The following is a 21018-nucleotide window of genomic DNA, read 5'->3' as shown; positions in this document are numbered from 1 at the left end:
GTAACGCTTTTTTTCGTAAATGCCCCGTCAGTAGTATTATGTAAGTTCCATTGCAGGGAACAGCATTTTATAGATTCGGTTTAAACTTTTCAAATGTCATCCCATTTTGTTTGTATACGCCATCATTGTTTGTCCCAAGCCAAATTACTCCATTGTTGTCTTGATAAATAGAAATTAGGAGAACATCTTTAGTTCCATTTTTGATTTCAATATTGGAGAGTGATTTCCCATCATATTTCCAAACTCCGCCACCATAGGTTGTCATCCATAAATGACCTTTATCATCTGCAAGTCCAGAATTGAAATAAAGTATTTTATCCCTTCCAGTTTCTCTAGAAAGTTCTACGGCTGTTTGTTGCTCATAGCCTTTGGGTAAATTGGGTTTGATGCTATACTTGCTTTTAAAATTACTCAACCAAATATGTCCATCATTATCCTCCAGAATAGAGCGAACACCTGGTTCTCGCCCATCAGGGAGTCTTGAGAGTTCTTTTTCTCCAACCCACAGAAATGAATGTCCATCAAAACGAAAGGCACCTGCTAGTACAGTTCCCAACCAAAGATTTCCACTCTTATCTTTATTGACTCCAAAAACGGTATATGGACTATACGAAATTTGGGTCTCATCAATTCCAAGATTTTTTTGAATATCTTGCTTGGGGAGTTCTAGTTCATAAAGATTCTCACCATCATAGCGATAAACATTATTAGCATTTCCATTGCAATTGAACCACAAGTCATTTGGAGTGAGTTTCCATTGGCTGTTTGCTGATTTTATAACCTTTAGAGTTGTAAATTGGGTTCCATCAAATTGACTTACACCTTCAGGCGTTTCAATGTAAATATTACCTTTCTCATCTTCCTGTATTCCACGAATCATATTATTCACTAATCCATCCGTTGAGGTAATCTGCGTGAGTGCTTTTCCGTTGAAGTGATAGATGCCGTTTCCATTACTTCCAAACCAAAAATTTCCTTTACTATCTTGAAATATGGTCCAAATTTGATGATCTAGTGTTGAAACTAACTTACCCAATTTCGAGACCTTTGTTTCAGTTTGTTTAGAGTTAGATGTCCCTTGCCTGTTACAAGCCAAAAAGCTATTTGAAAGAGTAATTAGGAGGATTATTTTAATTAAATGTACTGTCATTTTTAATTTTTAAGAGTTTTATGGAGGAACAATTTATAGCTTTAGCCCTAAGATTTAGACTAGACATATAGATTTTGTTGACTTACTGCTCTGTATTTTATTCTAGGTCTCGACTTGCCCAACTTGATTCAAGCCAGTTTGCAATAAATTTATCCCATGTTAGGTTGTATTCCTTTTCAATCGCTTCAATATCTTTTTTGAACTTAGGATCTCGTTTTAGTTGAATAAGAAATGATTTTTTCATATCAAGGAAGGCGAGTAGTGTAATACTGTTTGAGTGATGTACATGGTTAAAAGTGTTATGTTTTTTATAATGCTCTTTTTCTATTTGCAGCCATTTAAGAAAGTATGGGTTAAGAATTGATGGCGAAACGTTTAATATCTTTAGGCTATCAGTTTTTTCATCTAACTCATAAATGATTTGAACAGTTGAATCTTTTAGAAATTTAGCTTCACTTCCTAGTAAGTGAAATTCGATATCAAAATCTGCAATAATAGAATCTCCTCTTAATTCAAATGAACTGTTAGCTTGTTCATAAATTTCAGCTTTACCAGATTTTGTCTCATAATCAAAATTATATCCCCAAGCAATATATATAAGATCGTCTACACGATTTGCGCATATTTTATGAAATGTAACACCATCACTAGAACAATTGGAGCAAGACATAAAATGATAGCTTTTTATCCAATTAGATTTGGATTCTACTAATTTAGGTGGATGACCACCATCTTCGTATCCAGACCAAATAATTTCCCATTTATTTTTAGTGTTTTCTTGACAATAGAAGGAACGAACTTGGTTTATAGTGAGAAAATATTCTTCTCTTTTATCAGAGTTTAGGTCTTTCTTTGTGATTACTATTTCGTGAATATCTGTGTAATCATAACCTTCATGAAGTAAGATATTGCTGTTCCATATGAAATGCCACGCTTGAATGCTATCTAAACCAATTAAGTGTTTTTTTACCTGTTTCCAGTGATTTTCTATTGTTGATGTGTCAATATTTAGTTTCGTTTGATCTTGTTTTTTTGAAGAGTTACTAGGCTGGCAACTTTGATTGCAGAGCATTAGAAAGAATAGATTGAAAACTATTAAGTATTGGTTCATGTTTGAGATGAGGGAGTTATTTTTTTAAGAATATATGTTGTTTGACAAAAAGCAGTTTTCTCCATCTTCATTGATATATTGAGTGCTGTTATTTATGGCTTTTTTTCATTGAGTTAGTTTTTTGTTTCACCCCAATAAGAAATAATTCCACTACTTTTATATACAAAACCTTTGTCAATATCAGGTTGTATTTTTAGTATACATGAAATAGAATCTTTGTTTATTCTAGATAGGAGCAAAGTTCTGTTTTCTTTATATTTCGGAGGTTGGAATGACCATTTCCAATGTTTAGGCAGTCGGTTTTTGCCTTTTTTCAAGTAGTAATGGATATACCATGGTTTAACTAGAGAGAAACTATTGTTTAATGAATCATAAGAGGTGATATAGTAAGTACCAAAGAGGAAGGAGAATTTCGTTGGATTTTCGCATTTACTATCCTTTAAAGATATCTTGTTTTCAATTTTTTCAATAATAAGAGTTTCCGCCATCGAACCATTTTTCCATTTATCTTCTATGGCATCGTAAAAAGGGACGTTAGCTGTTTCAATTTTAAAATCTGGGCAATTGACTTCAGATTTATCTAACCAAAAGCCTCTTTTTATGGCTTTTTTTTCCCAAGTTGTACGATAACAAGAATTTACTAAAAAAGCAAAAAACAGTAGCAAACTAATGAATTTGAGCATAATAAATTTTGTTTAGAATTGGGAGAGGTTTCTTAAACTTAGTTTAGAACTACTTCAATTTTTTCATTGATTGAGTTTGGTCCTTTGGCTGAGAAATTTATTCTATAAAGGTTTGAGTTTACTTTTGATATCTTTATTTCGTAGTCATAACTATGCCAGTTGTTACTTTTGTAGTGTAATAATGATTCCTCAAAAATATTTCCTACTTTTATAATAAACTTATTCTTTCCATATTTATTCCCAATGGAGCTTATTTTATTGCCATTTTTAACTATTTTTCTACTACTAAACTCATATTCCCAAAGGATATTTACCTCTGTTTTAGGAAAATTTACACAAATGAGATTTAGAGAATTATTTTCATTGACAATATTTGAAATGCGTCCTAAAATGGTATCTGTATTTCTATATGGTTTAGTAATGTAAGAGATAGAAGAATACAAAACGAAAATACTGAGGATTCCGAATCCTAATAAATATTTTTTCATGAGAGAAGGCTTTATTCCATCTACCAATCTCTAGGAGCAACGAGCGTTTCTAAATCAGCTTCAAATCCATATGATTTTGCAATGAACTCAAAATCTAAAGAAATCGTTTCTCTAGCCACGGTCTCTATTTCGCTTCCATTGTCGTAAAAATCATTTTGCAAGTCGTTAATTTTTTCTGTAGCTCTATGAGTAATGGCATATAATTCTTTTAAGTCTTTAGGAGGAGTACTTTCAATTTCAAAACAAACTTCGAGCAATACATTTTTAACCTTATCTACTGGAGATTTTGGAAAATAGGAGTCGAGGTACATTTGACTTAGAAATTTGTAATTTTTTATACCCTTAGTCTTTAATTCACTTTGATTTAGCATAGTTGTGTTTAAGTTGATTCAAAAAAACGAGATATTAAATTAATGAAAAAATGTAAGTTAGTGTTATTATAAAAGGAACAAAAAATAGGCATACTATCATTATGATACCGAATTTATAGACAAGTGCCCTAAAGCTTATCACAGGTGGTAAAAGATGTTGCAAAGAAAGAAAGCTTGCTATATTCTGATTTCTATAATAGCAAACTATAGAGGTTATATATTGTTAGGCTTAATTATGAGCAATGGATGCGCCACAGTTATTTGCGGATTTTGTTAAAATATTATTCATTTGAATTAAATGCAATGAGTCGGAAAAATACATATAGATTTCTTTACAAGAATTAGCTTTTATTTTATTTTTTTCTTCTGAACTAATATTCTTATCGGTCCATTCTATTTTTTGTATAGTAACTCCATGACAATTATTAAATACTAAGAGTAACGTATTTTCGTTCAACTTTTTAATAGAATCTAACTCGTCTAAACAAAAATTAAGGTAAATATCTCCTACACCTTCTGACAAAAAAGGCTGAATTAAAGTCCAAGCACAATTATTGATAGATATATTTTTTAACTTGGTCTCTTTCTGAGTAATGTCTTGAATTATCTTGTATTCTGTAGGAGAGATGCCACTTCTTTTGCACGAGAAACACGAAATGGATATCAAAAAAATAAGTAGGTATAGATTTTTCATACTAAAAGAATTCTAAGATTACTTTTTGATTATCAGATGGTGCACCCAAATTTTTACCAGCTTTTGTTTGGATTTGATCTGAAGGAACTTTTAAAGTTAGAAATAGTTGCTTTACTCTTTCTGCTCTAATCATCATTAAGTCTTTTGTTGTCGTTTTTCTATTTCTAATTTCTTTAATTTCATCCGCAGATAAGCTTTTGGGTAAAGAATCATCTGGCATAGTATGGCTTGTTTCTATTGTTTCAATTACTTTTTCGGATGGAATGGCATTTTGAGATGCTCCTTTTGTCATAGCAGTATTACCTATAAGTTGAATTTTTACAGAAGGGTTATCTTTTAGAAATTGAGCTATTTTTTTAAGTTGATTATCATCTTTTCCAGAAATGGTATTATTCATTCTCTCAAAAGTAATTTCTAAAGTAACAGGTTGGATACACTCTTCAGGCAAAGCAGCCAATTTATCTTCTTGCTCTTTTAATTTTTTCTTCTCAGTTTCAATTTCTTTTTCTAGTTTTTCAACTTCTGTTTTGATAGTAGGTTTAGATTCCCAGTTAGGAACTTTCTTGAGACGATTAACTTCGGTTTGCTTTTCCACAAGTAACTTTTTATCATGATCAATACAATCCTGCATCTTTAAGGTTCTCACTCATGTTTTTGATTATTTTTGCTAAAAAGGTTTCTTAAAGCTTATTAATATCGTCTGGTTATATACTACATTGTGATAATAAATATAGCTAATTTTGTGAGTAAAATTACAGATTTTACTGAGTTATTGCATGCAGACAATTTTCGAACTTTTCTCGAAATTCCTGCCTTGGTATATATATTATTCTATTTTCAATTCGTTGATATATTTTTTTATGATTTCTCTAGAGTCTAATTTAGCTTCAAGAAGTTTTTCTTTAAATTTGGCTTGGTTTATTTCTTTCCATAGGTTAAGACAAACTATTTTTAATAACTCATCGTTTAGTTTCCATGCTTTTTCAAGAAGAGGGGATAAATTTTTCAATCCTAGATAGTGAAGTGATTTCAAGGAGTGTCTTTTTATATCTACGTCTTCGTCATCGAAGTAGTTTAAGGCAATTTTAATAGCCTTTGGAATATCATTTTTAACCTTTCGTAATGAAGAAGCACATTGTTGTTTGAAGCTCCATTCATTTGATTTAAGACCGAATTTAGAAAGTATTAACAATTGATTTTCAGACATTCCTATTTGACTAATTTCTTCTTTGAAATATGGAAAAATAATCCCTACATCCCATTGTCTTGCAAGTAAGTAGCCTATTGCTTCGAGCACTTCATCTTTTAGCTTCGAAAAATCCAGTTCTTTAAAGGCTTTTTCAAATGTATTTTCAACTTCAGCCCATTTGGGGTAGCCAGTGTCATCATACTTTTCATTTATAATATCATCATAACTATAATTAGCCTTTAGCCAGTTTTTAAAGTTTTTTTTATGATCCGTTATTTCGTTGATTAAATCTTGATTCTTCAAATCTATTAATGGTTTTAGCCTCTCGTAGCTCCAATGGTCATATACGACCTGTTATAGACCGCATTTCTTAGGAGTTTTTCAGTTTTTCTTTCAGATTTTTATCAATTTTTTCAATATAAACTCTCCCATACTTACCATCTTCAAGATTTGAATATAATCCCCTCGGTAGGTCATTTTTAATTTCTTTACAGACTTTTCCCCCAGCCAATGCAATAGCTGCAACGGTGTCAACATCACCTGTATAAGAAATACATTTTTTAATAAATCAGTCATGCTGTTAGTTTCTTGAATAGCTGTGATGGCAGCTCTAACACTCATCCACCCTTTAGAGCGGACTTTACCTGCCCAACTATTTAACCAATCGCCTTTTACATTTGATTTAATGAATTTAGCCAAGTCTTTTTTCTTTCCATTTTCCCAGATGAAGAAATGAGGAATTAAGGCGGATGCTTTAGCAGCATTTATTCCATCCTTAGTATTGTGAGTAATGGCGGCTTGAATTTCAGCTTTTTCAAGGACTTCTTTTTTGTCTTTAAAAATACCAATTACTGGTGCCCTCATAGCTGCACCACTCTTTTCACTGGTGGGATTTATTTTTTCTAAAAACTCTTCACCACTTTTAATCTTTCTCAAGAAGTGGTAGAATCCTTGAGCGTACCCTTCTCTTTCATCTCTTTTAAAGACCTCAACAAATTTATTTGCAATATTTAAATCTGTCCAATCTTTATTTTCAAGAATTAATTCAGCAATACCCAAACTCATTTGGGTATCATCTGTATACATGCCAGGCTTAGTTCCCAAATGTTTAGGATGTTGTCTGTAATTAAGATTATTGTACCTATGAATAATTTCTCTTTCCACATATTCAAAGCCAGCACCATAAGCATCTCCAATTGCCAGTTCTAATATCATTTATATATTTTAGTTTTTGATAATGACTATATAATCGCAATTGATTTTTATAAGTTCCAATTTGGTTTATTTTTTTGCTTTCTTATGGCCTTTAATGCTGATATCTATGGTGTGATCTCCCATAAGTATATACATAGAGTTGTCAAGAGTTTTTGTCTTTTCTTTTCAAACAGTATTCCTGCAAAAAATAGACTTATAAGAACTAAGAACTTTAAAATGTAATCCTCGAAAAAATTTAAAGTTTTTGAAGTTTTTATGTGATTGGGAAATGTTTGATCTAATCTTTTTCGGTCATCCCAGCCTCCATTGTAATTATCATTAAAGGGAGGGTGAGTTCTTGAGCAGAGCCAAGTCCACAGTTTGATAGAATTTTCTTGTGTACTGACAGATTTTTGATTTTTTGCATAAACTATATAACCTTGTCCAAAATCAAAAAACACATCACAACTAGTGCCTTCTTGGTATATTTCTACTACTTTTTTTGAACTGCCTTTCCATTTCTTTATAACTTCAAAAGTTGTGCACCAAGTTTTTGTTGAGCTATGAGAAAAGCCATCAATTTTAGTTGGAAGGTGCTGGTCAATTTCATGGATTTTAATGACCTTGCCATAAAATATTTCAGTTGATTCATCTATGGCTATATTAAAGGGGATTGAGTCGCAACTACAGCCGAAAGAAGAGTTTAGGAGTACCAAATTTAAAATTGATAGAGATATAATTTTTCTAATGAAGCCAAGTTTATGGAGACTCATTATTGGTATTGAGCATGTTATTGATTCTGTTTTCTGCTTCTTTTTTTGAAATACCTTCATAGTAATCTTTTACGAAAGGATGATCAAAATTTTTGTGAGGAATGATTAAAGGTCTTAAATTTCCTTTTCTAGTATATACTGTGGTTGGAATAGCTAAGGTGTCTTCATATTCTGGAATCATATTACATAACCATCCAAAATACTTAGTAACGTGGTTTTTATTATTAAAGTTTTCTCGATAATCCAAATAGCTTTTTTCACTTAATGAAACCCAGAATCTATAATTCAAGTCTAAAGAGTGGAGGTCTTTCCTTCAGCGTTACAATATAGCAAAATCTGTGATTTTGTGACTCCAAGGGCGGAGGATGTTGTTAAGCGGTTACTGACACTTCCCATGATCATATGCATGTTGTTAGCTTTTCGTTATTTTTTATCAATTCTAACTGATTCGTATAGTTCTATAAATTTATCAAAATCAAAATTAGAAAAAAGCTCAGGCATGCTTTCTCGAAATTGCGTTAAACCAGCTTCGTGAGTTCCTTTAATGTGACTTACTAATACAATTTGCCACCAACTAAATCCTTTGGACACAATTAATAACTTTAAATAGCCTTCCAAATCTACATTCAGAGGTTCAACATTGCTTTCGAAGGCATGTAAATACAGTCCTGTCTTATCGGGTCTATCCACAAAGAAACCTACGCAACCATTGGATTCATAAAACATATCTAGCGGACGAAAACCTTTCATATTGGGGGCCCAATCATGACCGCCAAAATCTTCATCCCAATTTATCATCAGCCTATTAACGGGATAAAAATGAAAAGTTCCCTGAATCTCTCTTTTATCTCGATGTTTCCAGTGTAGTCTAAGTTCGGTCAAACTGCTGTATAAAGTTTCAAGTCCATTGGCTTTTATGAACTCACTTTCTTTCTCTGTATATTGGGATTTTACTTCATTATAGATGACGGCTTCAACGTAGAGTTTTTTATTTGCTTCTATGGGCTGATAAATAGGCATATATAATTCTTCTATCCAGTTGTTCATACTTAATCTAAAATTGGTTATTTAATGAAAGTTAACTAACGGTCATGTCTGCGGCGTGGCGCGCCATGCTACATACCTAATTTAAGACATTCGCAAGCAAAATCACAGATTTTGATAGTAAACTTGTTTTCGGACTAGTAGCAAAATCTGTGATTTTGCGCTCCCAAGCCATACGTTCACCGTCCCATTCATTGCACCGATAAAGTTTCTGATGTCTTTTCTCGAACTTTATTTTTAGAAAATCTTTTTGCCTAGATGTAGATTTTATCTAATCCAAGTTTATCTTCATTTATGATACCATCAATGCCTCCATCTGAGGATTTTGGAGTTTCGATAAAATCTCCATAGCCTATTTTTTTAGAAGAATGAGTATAACTTTTTCAAAATAGTATGGATATATTGCCTTTAGTCTTTCAAGTAATTCTTCTTTTATGGAGGACTCGATTTGTCTAAAACCTTCATCAATTAAATCTTGAGGAGAGGAGAGTTAAATGTCGCTTGTAGCTACGCCTTTTACCTTTTTGTTTTCTTCAGTATAAAAGTTTAGAATATTAGTATCCTCTTCAACTTCTTTGGTGAGTTTCGGGTAATATTTTTCAATGACAAGTCTTTGCATTTCTCTTGTATGAAGAATTTTCCCATTACTTAAAATATCTAAAATCGGATTGAAGGTTTTATGAAATTTTGGAATCTCTTTATTCATCGGTTTTGTATTTTCTACTCAATGTTATGACAATTATACATCAATATACAAATCTTATTGAATTTAATGATACTGAAAGAATTTTTGAGTGAAGTTGAATTCTACACAACTACTCACTAAATACAATAGTCTATTGTGGCTATTTCCAATAAATAAATGCCTACAGGATTAAAAAACTAATTGTGTAATTCTGTGCAGATATAGGGGAGAAGGTTGTTTACTTCGTGAGATCATATTGCTTAGTTAGCTGCGCTACTACTTCGTGGTTTATAGAATTTTTCTGGGCGATTACTTGTGCCTTAGCAAGGCTTTGAATTAAGACATTTTATTAAGGCTAGTAATAAGCTCTAGCCTTAATAAAACGAAAGAACGGCGTTTAGAATTTTTTGTCTGAAGAGATTCTATTTACGTCTACTGTAGAAGAAAGATTGCATAAAATATCTGTTAATAGAATACCTTTGTCATCTTCATTACTCAAGATAGAAACAGCGTGGAAGCCAATTTTAGTATAGTTTTCAGTAGCTGTAAAGTTGACGGTTTTGTAAATAAATACCCCTTTATCGTCTGAATTATTGAGCGTAGTGGTATAAATTACTTTTTTACCAGCTGTTACAATGAGTTGTTTGGTACCAGCGTTAGGACGTGGAGCAAAAGCAAAAGCAAGTGTATAAATTCCATTTTTTCGAGTTGGAATAACTTGTTGAATGGCTGACTTTTGATCTAGTTCTACGAAATTTGTCCCTACAAAATTATCTGCCAAGCCATATTCTTTGTATCCATCAGAATGCTCAATATGTGCCTTAATCGGTTCGTCTTTATTGAGTAGCAGAACTTCCCAATTATTGGTTCCATCTGCAAATTGACCATTTTTAATTAGATTATCTTGTGCAAAAGAATAAATTGTGAAAGAAAAAAAGAGAATGGAGAAGAGTAATGATTTTAACATTGTTAGAATATAATTATTAGAATTAAAAAATATATAATAAATGAAGGACAAGGATAAATAGGTGAACAAGGAAGTAAAGTTAGTAAAAATACACTGTATTTCCAATAAATTATTTTTTAACTAAAACTTAATTTGAAAGGCGAATTTACTTAAAATTATAAGTGTTATATAAAATAATTTATAATTTAATAGAAATAACATTTAGCCTTAATACAAAGTTATGAATCATAACAATTCTTTAATTTTATTAGTTCATGGTTTCTTCAAAAATTACAAAGACATGGAACCCCTCCAAGAGCATCTCAGCCAGTGGGGGTATCATACGCATCTAGTAAACCTACCAACAACATTTGAGCGACTAGAAACCATCTACGAAGTCTTTAAAATAGAACTTTCCAAGATCAATACGGCATCTTATTCCAACATTCATATGGTAGGGCATAGCATGGGTGGTTTGATTATTCGATACTATCTATCAAAACAGGTCGTGCCCAACTTAGGACGTTGTGTGTTTATTGGTACTCCCAATAAAGGAACTCGTTTAGCAGACATTGGTCTTAAAATTCCTTTGTTGCCAAGATTATTAAAACCGATAATAGCTTTGCACTCAAAATCTGTGGCAATTGACTTGCCGTTAAATATCCCTATTCCTAATATTGGGATTATAGCAGGGACGAATCATCGATTAATTACGGGGAGTTTTTTAAAGCAGCCTAACGATGGTCGAGTAGAAGTGGACGCTACCAAATTGGAACCTTCTATTATGACAGATTTTATAACGTTAAATTACGTTCATACTCAAATTCACAAAGAAAGCATTACAGCCAGGCAGGTACATAATTTTATACAGAATGGACGCTTTGGAGCATGATAAGCAGGACAGAAATTGTACGCATTCTAGGTTTGTTCCTTCAATAATATTAGGAAAAAAATCAAAAAAATGTCATTTCTCACATCTTTTTTATATTAGAATTGTTATATAATTAAGTTGCACATCGAGCAATAGTTATAAAATAGCAACTCATATACTATACATATACAACTATTAACGCTCTCAATATAAATCAAAAATACACAACATATTTTATACTCCTTGTATTGCTACCCAATACAAGCTGTAACCCTAATGCTTGTATGTTAGGTATTGTAGTAAATAATTTTCTAACTTAAAAACAAAAAAACATGAATAAGGTAATTTCAATAGGATTAATCGTAATAGGAATCGGACTAGGAATCTTTGGTTATACACAAGTAAATGACAATACTAAGTCTTTGGAAATCGGGAATTTAGAGCTGTCTGCCCAAAAAGATAGCGAATCAACAACAGGATACTTAATGCTTGGAGCTGGTGCCATCTTTTTGATTGGAGGAGTTATTGGTATTACCAAAAAATAAGACAATACATAGGTCGGCATATAGGCAGTACTTAACTTTCAATAACTCTTTTAATAGTTCGAAATTAAGACATATTATTCACTGCTAAATAGACCTTCTCTACATATAAAAGAATGTTTTTTCGTGAAAGAAATAGATGTTCTAATAAGCCAATGAATTGAAAAGCTTTTGAGAAGTTTTTGGATTTGTTGGCTTTTTTTGTGGTACCATGAAGTTGGTTTTGTTACTCGTTGTGGCTTGTTAGAGTCATGAGATAGAGGGCTGAGTATTCTGCTAAAAATGCTCCTGAAACCATCGTTTTTCGTTAAAGATTCCTAATTAGTTTTTAGGTGAAGCAGCTATATTGAGAAATACTTAGATAAGGATTGTCAAGAGAAATGATACATGGCGCAACTTTATAGTTAGTATGTTAAGAGGAATATTTTTATGATAAAAAAAAATAAGTATCTGGTAGATAGTAGACTACAACTTTGATGCTGCCTCTTTTTTTGAGCAAATAAAGAAAATAAGTAGCATTGAGCTTACAAATGTTTAACAAAAAAAGGCTGTTTTTTTTAATAAAAAAGTTGTATATTCGCAGACCTCCCCCTGCCTAATTTGGGCAATTGTCCAAAAGATTTCGTGTTGGCAATAACTATTTTTTTACTTGCACCCATCATTAAAAAAGCATCAGATAGTCTAGTCTGCTTTTTGTCTTGATAGTAAGAAAACTAAAAACAGTTTACGATATGATTTCTTTTGGTTCATACACTAAAACACTTTGTAACTAAGTTAACCAAAAAGTTAATAATCAATTCTTCTTATAAAACCAATCCATTCTTTTTTATTTATGAAAATAGCACTAACAATTAGTTTATTTTTGGGAATTTGCCTGACAATACAAGCCCAATATCCGAACCAAAGTACCACTCGCTCAGGAGCACGTTCAAGTTTAGCTCCATTTTATCATGGGGTTGCATCGGGAGATCCTCTTAGTGACGCTGTTATTATATGGACTAGAGTAACAACAACAGATACGATAGAAACAGTCAAGTGGCGCATGGCTACAGATACAGCAATGGTGAATGTTATTGATTCAGGAACAGTAACAACCTCTAATGCCATAGATTATACAGTGAAGGTAGATGTTACAGGACTAATGCCAAATACATTTTATTATTATGAATTTGAAGCTGATGGCATGTTGTCTATTATAGGGAGAACAAAAACAGCACCAGTTGGAGATGTAGATAGTTTAAGGTTTGCAGTCGTTTCGTGCGCCTCTTATGCACATGGGTATTTTAATGCATACGATAGAATCACAGAACGCAATGATGTGTCTGCTATTTTGCATTTGGGGGATTATTACTATGAATATGGAGATGGTGAATACGGAAGCGATCGTACTTATCAGCCTGCTAATGAGATTATTAATTTGAGTGACTATAGAATGCGCTTGTCTCATTACCGATTGGATAATTCACTGATGCGTTTGCATCAACAATATCCTTTTATTTGTGTCTGGGATGATCACGAGACTGCCAATAACTCTTGGTATGGGGGAGCTGGTAATCACGATGCAGGAGAAGGAAACTGGTTCAATAGAAAAGCGGAAGCGATCAAAGCTTACTACGAATGGATGCCATTGCGTATGCCTGATCCAGCAGTTGATACACAAAGAATCTATAGAAAATTCCGTTATGGTGATCTTTTAGAATTGCATATGTTAGATACTCGTTTGCAAGGAAGAGAAGAACAAGGGTTTTCTAATGCTAATGCACCTGGACGTACTATACTGGGGGCAGATCAATTTAATTGGTTGTGTCATAATATGGATACCTCAACAGCACAATGGCAAATTATAGGCCAACAAGTTATGATGGCTCCTTTTGATGTTAATCCATTTCCTTTTGGACAACAATATGGCAACGATGACCAATGGGATGCTTACGAAATCGAACGAACTAGCTTGTACGACTCTATTTTTGCCAATAATATTGAGAATGTCGTTGTTTTGACAGGAGATATTCATACTTCTTGGGCAAACGACCTTCCTACCAGTACTTACAATGGTTCTACAGGGGCAGGCTCAGCAGGGGTAGAGTTTGTGGTGACCAGCGTCACATCTCCAGGGTTACCTGCGGCACAAAGTGTTGGAGCAGCTGTCTTGCAAAGTTTAAACGATCATATGAAGTATATTGATTTGGCAGAGAAAGGGTATTATGTTTTGGATGTCAACAAAACACGTGCACAAGCAGATTGGTACTATGTGGATAGAATTGATCAAATTAGCTCAGTAGAAAATTATGGTGCTTCTTGGAAAACAGATGATGGAACTCGCCATTTGAGCAATGGTACGATTGCGGCTTTGCCAAGTGCTAGCCAAATTGGAGCGCCTGCACCTTATAATCCTAGAAATTGTATTACTTCTACGGCTGATGTTGAAGATACGTACGAAAATGTTTTGTTAAGCATTTACCCGAATCCTTTTACAGAACAAATTACCATTCAATATACGATTACCAAAGATGGTCCTGTAAAAATGTATTTGTTTGATGCCTTAGGAAGATCGTTGGCAACGCAAGACTTTGGAAATGTTGCTAGTGGTATACAACGAACGACTTTTAGTATAAATAATCTACTACCAGGAAGCTATGTCTTGGTGCTGGATATTAATGGAAAGAAAGAACAGCGTATTGTTGTAAAAAAATAAAACCATAGGTTGAGTCAATTGAAAATTTAAAGATTTTTTCACTGAGAATGAATCCTTAAATTTTCAATTGATATTTGTTATAACCCAAAATTTTGAACCCAATAACCTCCCCATTCACTACCTTCGACATAAATATATGCCAAGCCAATATATTTGGCTTCTTTATCTAGGATATTAGCACGATGCCCTTTGCTAGACATCCAATCACGCATGACTTGTTCGGGGGACTGATTGCCAACAGCAATATTTTCTGCTCTTGAAAAAAGACTTCCTTTTAGAAAACGATCCATTCGTTCAAAAACAGAACAAACTTTCTTATATGACCCATTGGTGCGTCGATCTTTGGATTCATGGTCAAAGTAATTGTCTACAGCCATATCCATGGCGTGATAGCGAGCAGCATAGGTAAGTTGCTCATTTAATATTAATGGTTTTCGGTGTCGTTTGGCACGTTCTTTATTGACCAAAGCTAGCAACTCTTGTTCAAAGCTATTTTTAGAGGAACTGATTTTTTCATTTCCTGTTGGAATGCCTTTAAAGTCTTGGGCAGTTATTGATAAAGAAAAGGATAAACATAATCCTAATAATAAATATTTAGCAGCAGTAATTGGGAGATTGATTTGCTTGTTGTTCATTTTTCAAAACTTAATAAAGAGCCATAAAATTTGCTAAAGATAACTCTTAGCTACTGAAACTTGTTGTGTATATTAGATTAATATTTACTAATTTTATGCCAAGCTGTGGGAACAATTTGTTCTTACTAAAAATTCTCTATAAGTGACCTTTTGTTAGATTGTATTGAAGATATACCAAATAAAAATGATGTATAATAAAACGATATTGAACCTATTTTTTTTCTTGTACTGCTGTAGTATGCTTGTAGGGCAAGATATTCCAAACGCAGTTTTAGTTGGGTATATTTATGAGAGTAATAACCGAGGTTATCTCAATGAAGTAAAAGTAACCATAAGTTCTGAAGATAGTGTGCATCAATTAAAAACAATTACTGATGTACAGGGAAAGTTTGAAGTGAAAATTCCAATTATAAATGGAACGTATACAATAGAAGCTAAAAAATCAGCTTTTCAGACAGGAAGAACAACCATTACGACTCAAGGACGTCGAGCCAATGAAGGAATATTTACTAAGTTGGAGTTGTCTAGGTTGCCAGGGTATACATTAGATATGACTTTAACTGATTTGGTAGATGAAACAAATCCTGGAGCACCTGCATATGGGATAGAAGGGGCTCACATCGAAATTTATAACAATACATTACAAAAAGAGGTGGTTAATATTGCGAAGCATCCTAGCCATCGAATTCAGTGCCATTTGGAGCAAGGGAATGAATACATTTTCTTGTTAAGAAAAGAGGGGTATTATGCTAAGCGAATGAGAGCAAATGTGAATGTAAATGGATGTATTCTCTGTATGGAGGGTTTTGGTACCGTTACGCCTAGTGTAACAGACAACTTAACCAAAGAGAATACTATGGGAACTTTGGGGACAAATGTTATGATGAAAAAAGTAGTCTTGAATGAAAAGATGAAAATGGAAAATATTTACTACGATTTGGGAAAAGCAACGTTGCGTCCAGAGGCAAAACCTCAGCTAGATGAGTTGGCTCAAATGATGTATGACAATCCTCAAATTGTAGTAGAACTAAGTGCGCATACAGACTCTAGAGGAAACAATCAAGCTAATATGGAACTATCGCAGCGTAGAGCAAATGCTGTTGTTAACTATATCAAAGCAAAAGTTCCTGTTCAAAAAAATCAAATAGAGGCAAAGGGGTATGGAGAAACACAACCTGTTAACTCTTGTGTTGACGGAGTCGAGTGTACTGAGGAATTGTATCAACAGAATCGAAGAACGGAATTGACCGTAATTGATATTTTAGCAGAAGATCCTATGCAGGTGCGTTCGTTATCATCTATGATGCAAGAACGCAATTTTGATTTAATTTTGGAAGCCAACAATCAGGCGTATGCAGAAGGAGGAGCAACGACCGAACTGTACCATCGTTCTATGCCTTCGAAACCTCAAACAATGAGTGCAGCATACAATGGGTACAAAATTCAGCTCTTAGACAAAAAAGGAGATTTATCTACGAATCACTTTTTGTTTTATGAGTTTGATGTGATTTTTATTGACTTATTAAAAGAGCAACATTATGCTTTTTTGATAGGAGATTATGCCGATTATAAGACCGCCCAAGAGGCATTAGTAAATTATAAGCAACAGTTTCCAACAGCAAAAATTGTTGCTTATAAAAATGGTCTGAGAATACCGTAAAATACACCACTGTACCCTCAATAATTTTGTTGGTAACGAATTAAAAATTGTTGAAAGGTGTCGGCAAGAAATGGGCGTTGCTCACTCAAGCGATGGTTGTCTTGAATTAAGTGTACCTTTGCATTGGTATGTTTGCCAAAACGAATAGAATGTGAATAAGGAACTATTGTATCTTGCCAACCATGTATGATTTCAATGTTTGTTGTTGTGGGATGATAGTCTTGAATGGGGTAGTTGGGCAAATAAAGTGCAGGACACATCAAAAATAGAGCGTCAACGGTACATTTTTGGGCAACAACAGTAGCCACATAACCTCCCATACTGGAACCTACTAAAATAAGGTTTTGAGTCGGTTGTCCTTCTATGAATTGAAGCAGCAGTTTGACCCGTTCGTTTACATTTTTGCAGTTGGTATAATCCATAGAATAGGTTTCAAAACCCATCTTTTGAGCGATGGATGATAGCAATTGGATCTTAGCTCCATGCGGTCCACTTTCTTTGCCGTGTGAAAATATAATAAACATAATATCAATTCGTAGTTCGCAGTATGTATAGGGGCGTTCTTATTTGTTGTTTGTAATTCTCTTAGTTAAATAATGGAGGGATAGTTATAAGTAAGAAGCATCAAACAACAAGGGTAAAATATCTTTCACACTTTGTACAACATAAATCTCCCCAATGTCACCCTGCAAAATCAATCGAATATCAGATTGATGTCTGGTCTCATTTTCATAAATTACTTGACGACAAGAGCCACAAGGAGGAATTGGTCGATCTATATTGCCTTTGGCACTAATAATGGTTATGGCAACAGCCTTAATAGCAATATTGGGATATTGTGCTGCCGCCGAAAAAACAGCGTTCCGTTCGCCACACATGGTGACAGGAAATGCGGCATTTTCTTGATTGTTGCCAATTACAATCGCCTCATTATCCATCAAAACAGCTGCACCTACTTTAAAATTAGAATAAGGGGCATAAGCTCCTTTTGCCGCTTCTTTGGCTGTAGCCAATAATTGTGCATCTATCTCGCTCAATTCGGCAATAGATTTAGCAACTTCTATTTCAGATTGCAAAGTGATTTTTTTCATACTGATTTCTTTCATTCCTTAGAATGTTACAAATGAATCGCAAAATATTCGTTTGGAATTATGGTTTTTTTAATAGTAAAACTACATTTGTGTATAAAACAGTCCTAATAATAAAATAATAGCTTTTGGGGAAGTCAAGTCGGATAATTTTAACCAGACAAGAACCCTTTTTATAAAAGCAATAGCCTATAAACTTACAAAAGTTTATAATAAAAATAGTATAAAAATGAAGAAGATATTGATTATTGGAGCAGGACGTTCTGCAACATCTCTTATCCAATACCTACTAAAACATGCAGCAGCACATAATTGGGAAATTACAGTAGCAGATGCAGACATAGCTTTGGCAGAAGAGAAGGTAAAAGGACATGATAAAGGAACAGCAGTGACATTTAATGCTTTAGATGCCGAAGAAAGGTTGCCTCATTTGGAAGCAGCAGATTTTGTTGTTTCTATGTTGCCTGCACATTTGCATATTCATGTTGCAAAAGATTGCTTGCGTTTGGGCAAGGATTTGGCAACAGCTTCTTATGTTTCTCCTGAGTTGAAAGAATTGCATGAAGAAGTAAAGGGAAAAGGACTAATTTTCTTGAATGAAATTGGTTTGGATCCTGGAATTGACCACATGTCCGCTATGCAGATGATTAATAGTATCCGTGCCAAAGGTGGCAAAATTAGCGCATTCTATTCTTATGCAGGGGGATTGGTCGCTCCAGAAAGTGATACAAATCCTTGGCATTATAAATTTTCTTGGAACCCTCGAAATGTTGTTTTGGCAGGACAAGGTGTTTCTCAATATTTATACGAACATCGTTATCGCCATACTCCTTATCATAGATTGTTTAGCAAATCGGACTTAGTTTATATTCCTACAATGGGGTGGTACGATGCTTATCCAAATAGAACATCTCTAAAATACAAGGATTCTTATGGTTTGGATGACATTCCAACTATTATGCGTGGAACACTTCGCTACAAAGGATTTTGCAAAGCGTGGGATATTTTGGTGCGTTTAGGGTTGACAGATGATACTTATAAAATGGAATATTCGGATGACTTAACCTATCGCCAATGGGTGAGAAGTTATTTGTCACCAACTTTAGAACGAGTAGGGTACGGAACATTGAGAACTCAAATTGCCACGCTTTTTGATTTGAATATGGCTGACGAAGCTTTGGATAAACTAGAGTGGCTGGGGCTGTTTTCTGATGAAAAAATACCTTTAGATGAAGCGACTTCTGCGCAAATTTTGCAAGAATTATTAGAGCGTAAATGGAAATTAGAGCCTGAAGATAAGGATATGATTTTGATGCAACATGAGGTAGAGTACGAACTAGATCATCAGAAAAAACGCCATTTGTCTACGTTGATTTTCTATGGAGAAAACAGTTCTAACACGGCTATGTCTAAGTTGGTTGGTTTACCTTTGGCAATTGGAGTAAAGAATATTCTGCTAGGGAATATCACCTCAAAAGGTGTGTTAATTCCAATTACCCCAGAAATTTATGAGCCTGTTATGAAAGAATTGGAAGAACTTGGAGTTGGCTTTACATCTATGGATGTAGACTTGGAGTCTTTTAATGAGTATTTCCCAAATGAAATGTAAGACTTGTTTGACTAGATGTTAATGGTATCTTTTATATTATTAAAAGGCATAAAATCAAAGAAGAACAAAACAAAGTATAGCGAGAAATTGTTTGGGCTAGGAATTTAGCGCAATGAAATTTTTTAGACACGCTCTCATTTATCGTTTTTTGATTACTCAAACTTTACCAAAATCTATGAGTTATCAAAGAGCTCTTATTATAAAAAAATAAAAACATGAAAGAGGCATATATTGTAGATGGTATTCGTACGGCAATTGGAAATTTTTGTGGAACATTAGCACCTATTCGTACAGACGATTTAGGAGCTTTGGTGATCAAAGAACTCGTTAAGAGAAATCCAAATATTCCTTTAGAAGCGTATGACGATGTCATTATGGGCTGTGCCAATCAGGCAGGGGAGGACAACCGAAATGTAGCTCGTATGTGTTTGTTGTTAGCAGGGTTGCCTTGGTCTGTTCCTGGCGAGACGGTTAATCGACTCTGTTCGTCTGGAATGTCGGCTATTATTCATGCCAACCGTGCTATCAAGGCTGGTGATGGTGATTTGTTTATTTCAGGTGGAGTGGAGCATATGACACGTGGTCCATGGGTGATTTCTAAGGTGTCTAAGCCATTTGGTAGAGATGCACAAATGCACGATTCTAGTTTTGGATGGCGTTTTGTCAATCCCAAAATGAAAGAATTGTACGGGGTAGATGGAATGGGAGTAACGGCTGAAAATTTGGCAGAATTATATAATATCAATAGAATAGACCAAGATAAGTTTGCCTATTGGTCACAAATGAAAGCTACAAAAGCTCAAGAAAGTGGTCGTTTGGCAGAAGAAATTGTAGCGGTATCGATTCCTCAAAGAAAGAAAGATCCTATTATTTTTGATCAAGACGAATTTATCAAGCCCAATACTTCTTTGGAAGTACTAGGAAAATTACGTACAGCGTTTAAAAAAGAAGGTGGAACTGTAACGGCTGGCAATGCATCGGGATTAAACGATGGTGCTGCTGCAACAATTATCGCTTCTGAAGATGCTGTAAAACAATACAATTTAAAACCATTGGCAAGGATTGTATCTTCTGCTGTTGTTGGTGTAGAGCCTAGAATTATGGGCATAGGTCCTGTCAAAGCCTCTCAAAAAGCATTGGAAAAAGCAGGTTTGACCTTAGACGATATGGATATCATTGAATTGAATGAGGCCTTTGCTGCTCAAAGCTTGGCTTGTACACGTGCTTTAGGTTTGGCAGATGATGATGCTCGTATTAATCCAAATGGTGGAGCCATTGCTATTGGTCATCCGCTAGGAGTTACAGGAACTCGTATCATGCACTCAGCAGCTTTAGAGTTACAAAAAACAGGTAAGCGTTATGCCTTGGTAACCATGTGTATTGGTGTTGGTCAAGGATATGCAACCATCATTGAAAAGGCTTAAAAGGCTATGATAAAAAATGCTTTAGGGCATTCAAAATAGGCAAGTTGTAAGTTTAACAAGACGTTAGGCTTACAACTTTTGTTTTTTATAAAAAAAGGGAATCTGCTTGCTCAATTGATTTGGGGTAATTGGGGGATTTTTATTTTTATTTGGTGGTTTTCTAAAA

The 21018-nt window shown here is 34.0% G+C and carries 24 protein-coding genes; 6 read left to right on the top strand and 18 right to left on the bottom strand.

Going from position 1 to position 21018, the window contains the following annotated elements; all coding sequences use genetic code 11:
- Nucleotides 1–67: 67 nt before the first annotated feature.
- The 15 genes from QP953_RS21500 to QP953_RS21435 form a co-directional block, all read right to left on the bottom strand.
- A complete protein-coding gene (locus QP953_RS21500; RefSeq protein ID WP_309552924.1) occupies nucleotides 68–1150 on the bottom strand; it encodes a two-component regulator propeller domain-containing protein in 1083 nt (360 codons plus the stop codon).
- Nucleotides 1151–1247: 97 nt separating this feature from the next.
- Nucleotides 1248–2261, bottom strand: coding sequence for a hypothetical protein (locus QP953_RS21495; protein ID WP_309552923.1), 1014 nt, complete (start codon nucleotides 2259–2261; stop codon nucleotides 1248–1250).
- A 113-nt stretch (nucleotides 2262–2374) separates the two neighbouring features.
- The gene (locus QP953_RS21490) at nucleotides 2375–2944 is read right to left on the bottom strand and encodes a hypothetical protein (RefSeq protein ID WP_052600345.1); all 570 of its coding nucleotides are present in this window, start codon (nucleotides 2942–2944) and stop codon (nucleotides 2375–2377) included.
- Between the two features lie 38 nt (nucleotides 2945–2982).
- Nucleotides 2983–3432: a hypothetical protein gene (locus QP953_RS21485; protein WP_309552922.1), complete on the bottom strand. Its 450-nt coding sequence runs from the start codon at nucleotides 3430–3432 to the stop codon at nucleotides 2983–2985.
- 20 nt (nucleotides 3433–3452) lie between these two features.
- Complete coding sequence (locus QP953_RS21480; protein WP_052600262.1) at nucleotides 3453–3803, bottom strand: DUF5713 family protein; 351 nt, start codon at nucleotides 3801–3803, stop codon at nucleotides 3453–3455.
- A 229-nt stretch (nucleotides 3804–4032) separates the two neighbouring features.
- Nucleotides 4033–4497, bottom strand: coding sequence for a hypothetical protein (locus QP953_RS21475; protein WP_309552921.1), 465 nt, complete (start codon nucleotides 4495–4497; stop codon nucleotides 4033–4035).
- A gap of 1 nt (nucleotide 4498) precedes the next feature.
- Nucleotides 4499–5092 carry a hypothetical protein gene (locus tag QP953_RS21470; RefSeq protein WP_309552920.1) on the bottom strand — a complete coding sequence of 198 codons (594 nt, stop codon included), beginning with the start codon at nucleotides 5090–5092 and terminating at the stop codon, nucleotides 4499–4501.
- A gap of 231 nt (nucleotides 5093–5323) precedes the next feature.
- The gene (locus QP953_RS21465) at nucleotides 5324–5989 is read right to left on the bottom strand and encodes a hypothetical protein (RefSeq protein ID WP_309552919.1); all 666 of its coding nucleotides are present in this window, start codon (nucleotides 5987–5989) and stop codon (nucleotides 5324–5326) included.
- A gap of 90 nt (nucleotides 5990–6079) precedes the next feature.
- Entirely contained in the window at nucleotides 6080–6901 is an 822-nt protein-coding gene (locus QP953_RS21460; RefSeq protein WP_309552918.1) for an ADP-ribosylglycohydrolase family protein, read from the bottom strand.
- Nucleotides 6902–7005: 104 nt separating this feature from the next.
- The gene (locus QP953_RS21455) at nucleotides 7006–7653 is read right to left on the bottom strand and encodes a hypothetical protein (protein WP_309552917.1); all 648 of its coding nucleotides are present in this window, start codon (nucleotides 7651–7653) and stop codon (nucleotides 7006–7008) included.
- Nucleotides 7640–7900, bottom strand: a complete 261-nt coding sequence (locus QP953_RS21450) for a DUF2199 domain-containing protein (RefSeq protein WP_309552916.1) — start codon at nucleotides 7898–7900, stop codon at nucleotides 7640–7642. The genes QP953_RS21455 and QP953_RS21450 overlap by 14 nt, the downstream gene beginning before the upstream one ends.
- Nucleotides 7901–8076: 176 nt before the next feature.
- Nucleotides 8077–8700: a hypothetical protein gene (locus QP953_RS21445; RefSeq protein ID WP_052600269.1), complete on the bottom strand. Its 624-nt coding sequence runs from the start codon at nucleotides 8698–8700 to the stop codon at nucleotides 8077–8079.
- Nucleotides 8701–8951: 251 nt separating this feature from the next.
- Nucleotides 8952–9035: a restriction endonuclease gene (locus QP953_RS28635; RefSeq protein WP_408913546.1), complete on the bottom strand. Its 84-nt coding sequence runs from the start codon at nucleotides 9033–9035 to the stop codon at nucleotides 8952–8954.
- Between the two features lie 152 nt (nucleotides 9036–9187).
- The gene (locus tag QP953_RS21440; RefSeq protein WP_052600270.1) at nucleotides 9188–9403 is read right to left on the bottom strand and encodes a hypothetical protein; all 216 of its coding nucleotides are present in this window, start codon (nucleotides 9401–9403) and stop codon (nucleotides 9188–9190) included.
- A gap of 376 nt (nucleotides 9404–9779) precedes the next feature.
- Nucleotides 9780–10349 (bottom strand): DUF642 domain-containing protein, encoded by a 570-nt coding sequence (locus QP953_RS21435; RefSeq protein ID WP_052600271.1) that lies wholly within the window; start codon nucleotides 10347–10349, stop codon nucleotides 9780–9782.
- Between the two features lie 220 nt (nucleotides 10350–10569).
- On the opposite strand from QP953_RS21435, the gene QP953_RS21430 reads away from it, so the two are divergent.
- From QP953_RS21430 to QP953_RS21420, 3 genes are all read left to right on the top strand, one after another.
- Complete coding sequence (locus tag QP953_RS21430; protein WP_052600272.1) at nucleotides 10570–11220, top strand: triacylglycerol lipase; 651 nt, start codon at nucleotides 10570–10572, stop codon at nucleotides 11218–11220.
- Between the two features lie 311 nt (nucleotides 11221–11531).
- Entirely contained in the window at nucleotides 11532–11744 is a 213-nt protein-coding gene (locus QP953_RS21425) for a hypothetical protein (RefSeq protein ID WP_052600273.1), read from the top strand.
- A gap of 829 nt (nucleotides 11745–12573) precedes the next feature.
- A complete protein-coding gene (locus tag QP953_RS21420) occupies nucleotides 12574–14436 on the top strand; it encodes an alkaline phosphatase D family protein (RefSeq protein WP_309552915.1) in 1863 nt (620 codons plus the stop codon).
- Between the two features lie 77 nt (nucleotides 14437–14513).
- On the opposite strand, the gene QP953_RS21415 is transcribed toward QP953_RS21420, so the two are convergent.
- The gene (locus tag QP953_RS21415; protein WP_052593539.1) at nucleotides 14514–15071 is read right to left on the bottom strand and encodes a CAP domain-containing protein; all 558 of its coding nucleotides are present in this window, start codon (nucleotides 15069–15071) and stop codon (nucleotides 14514–14516) included.
- Between the two features lie 184 nt (nucleotides 15072–15255).
- Here QP953_RS21415 and QP953_RS21410 point away from each other — a divergent pair, with 184 nt between their 5' ends.
- Nucleotides 15256–16731, top strand: a complete 1476-nt coding sequence (locus tag QP953_RS21410) for an OmpA family protein (RefSeq protein WP_309552914.1) — start codon at nucleotides 15256–15258, stop codon at nucleotides 16729–16731.
- 17 nt (nucleotides 16732–16748) lie between these two features.
- Here QP953_RS21410 and QP953_RS21405 read toward each other — a convergent pair whose 3' ends face one another.
- Together QP953_RS21405 and QP953_RS21400 are read right to left on the bottom strand one after the other, a co-directional pair.
- Nucleotides 16749–17255, bottom strand: a complete 507-nt coding sequence (locus tag QP953_RS21405; RefSeq protein ID WP_063833007.1) for an alpha/beta hydrolase — start codon at nucleotides 17253–17255, stop codon at nucleotides 16749–16751.
- Nucleotides 17256–17339: 84 nt separating this feature from the next.
- Nucleotides 17340–17837 carry a cytidine deaminase gene (locus QP953_RS21400; RefSeq protein ID WP_309552913.1) on the bottom strand — a complete coding sequence of 166 codons (498 nt, stop codon included), beginning with the start codon at nucleotides 17835–17837 and terminating at the stop codon, nucleotides 17340–17342.
- Nucleotides 17838–18048: 211 nt separating this feature from the next.
- Here QP953_RS21400 and QP953_RS21395 point away from each other — a divergent pair, with 211 nt between their 5' ends.
- Both QP953_RS21395 and pcaF read left to right on the top strand, forming a co-directional pair.
- Nucleotides 18049–19428 (top strand): saccharopine dehydrogenase C-terminal domain-containing protein, encoded by a 1380-nt coding sequence (locus QP953_RS21395; protein WP_309552912.1) that lies wholly within the window; start codon nucleotides 18049–18051, stop codon nucleotides 19426–19428.
- Nucleotides 19429–19643: 215 nt separating this feature from the next.
- A complete protein-coding gene (pcaF, locus tag QP953_RS21390) occupies nucleotides 19644–20852 on the top strand; it encodes a 3-oxoadipyl-CoA thiolase (RefSeq protein ID WP_052593548.1) in 1209 nt (402 codons plus the stop codon).
- Nucleotides 20853–21018: the final 166 nt, after the last annotated feature.

The sequence above is a fragment of the Aureispira sp. CCB-E genome, from assembly GCF_031326345.1.
Classification (GTDB): Bacteria; Bacteroidota; Bacteroidia; order Chitinophagales; family Saprospiraceae; genus Aureispira.
This window is presented reverse-complemented; position numbering and strand designations above follow the sequence as displayed.

Excerpts from the sequence above, each read along its gene's own strand:
- QP953_RS21460 (WP_309552918.1), bottom strand. The coding sequence starts at position 6,901 with ATGATATTAGAACTGGCAATTGGAGATGCTTATGGTGCTGGCTTTGAA.
- QP953_RS21410 (WP_309552914.1), top strand. The coding sequence starts at position 15,256 with ATGATGTATAATAAAACGATATTGAACCTATTTTTTTTCTTGTACTGC.
- QP953_RS21495 (WP_309552923.1), bottom strand. The coding sequence starts at position 2,261 with ATGAACCAATACTTAATAGTTTTCAATCTATTCTTTCTAATGCTCTGC.
- QP953_RS21420 (WP_309552915.1), top strand. The coding sequence starts at position 12,574 with ATGAAAATAGCACTAACAATTAGTTTATTTTTGGGAATTTGCCTGACA.
- QP953_RS21480 (WP_052600262.1), bottom strand. The coding sequence starts at position 3,803 with ATGCTAAATCAAAGTGAATTAAAGACTAAGGGTATAAAAAATTACAAA.
- QP953_RS21405 (WP_063833007.1), bottom strand. The coding sequence starts at position 17,255 with ATGTTTATTATATTTTCACACGGCAAAGAAAGTGGACCGCATGGAGCT.
- QP953_RS21430 (WP_052600272.1), top strand. The coding sequence starts at position 10,570 with ATGAATCATAACAATTCTTTAATTTTATTAGTTCATGGTTTCTTCAAA.
- QP953_RS21395 (WP_309552912.1), top strand. The coding sequence starts at position 18,049 with ATGAAGAAGATATTGATTATTGGAGCAGGACGTTCTGCAACATCTCTT.
- QP953_RS21455 (WP_309552917.1), bottom strand. The coding sequence starts at position 7,653 with ATGAGTCTCCATAAACTTGGCTTCATTAGAAAAATTATATCTCTATCA.
- QP953_RS21490 (WP_052600345.1), bottom strand. The coding sequence starts at position 2,944 with ATGCTCAAATTCATTAGTTTGCTACTGTTTTTTGCTTTTTTAGTAAAT.
- QP953_RS21440 (WP_052600270.1), bottom strand. The coding sequence starts at position 9,403 with ATGAATAAAGAGATTCCAAAATTTCATAAAACCTTCAATCCGATTTTA.
- QP953_RS21435 (WP_052600271.1), bottom strand. The coding sequence starts at position 10,349 with ATGTTAAAATCATTACTCTTCTCCATTCTCTTTTTTTCTTTCACAATT.
- QP953_RS21415 (WP_052593539.1), bottom strand. The coding sequence starts at position 15,071 with ATGAACAACAAGCAAATCAATCTCCCAATTACTGCTGCTAAATATTTA.
- QP953_RS21500 (WP_309552924.1), bottom strand. The coding sequence starts at position 1,150 with ATGACAGTACATTTAATTAAAATAATCCTCCTAATTACTCTTTCAAAT.
- QP953_RS21485 (WP_309552922.1), bottom strand. The coding sequence starts at position 3,432 with ATGAAAAAATATTTATTAGGATTCGGAATCCTCAGTATTTTCGTTTTG.
- QP953_RS21475 (WP_309552921.1), bottom strand. The coding sequence starts at position 4,497 with ATGAAAAATCTATACCTACTTATTTTTTTGATATCCATTTCGTGTTTC.
- QP953_RS21445 (WP_052600269.1), bottom strand. The coding sequence starts at position 8,700 with ATGAACAACTGGATAGAAGAATTATATATGCCTATTTATCAGCCCATA.
- pcaF (WP_052593548.1), top strand. The coding sequence starts at position 19,644 with ATGAAAGAGGCATATATTGTAGATGGTATTCGTACGGCAATTGGAAAT.
- QP953_RS21400 (WP_309552913.1), bottom strand. The coding sequence starts at position 17,837 with ATGAAAGAAATCAGTATGAAAAAAATCACTTTGCAATCTGAAATAGAA.
- QP953_RS21425 (WP_052600273.1), top strand. The coding sequence starts at position 11,532 with ATGAATAAGGTAATTTCAATAGGATTAATCGTAATAGGAATCGGACTA.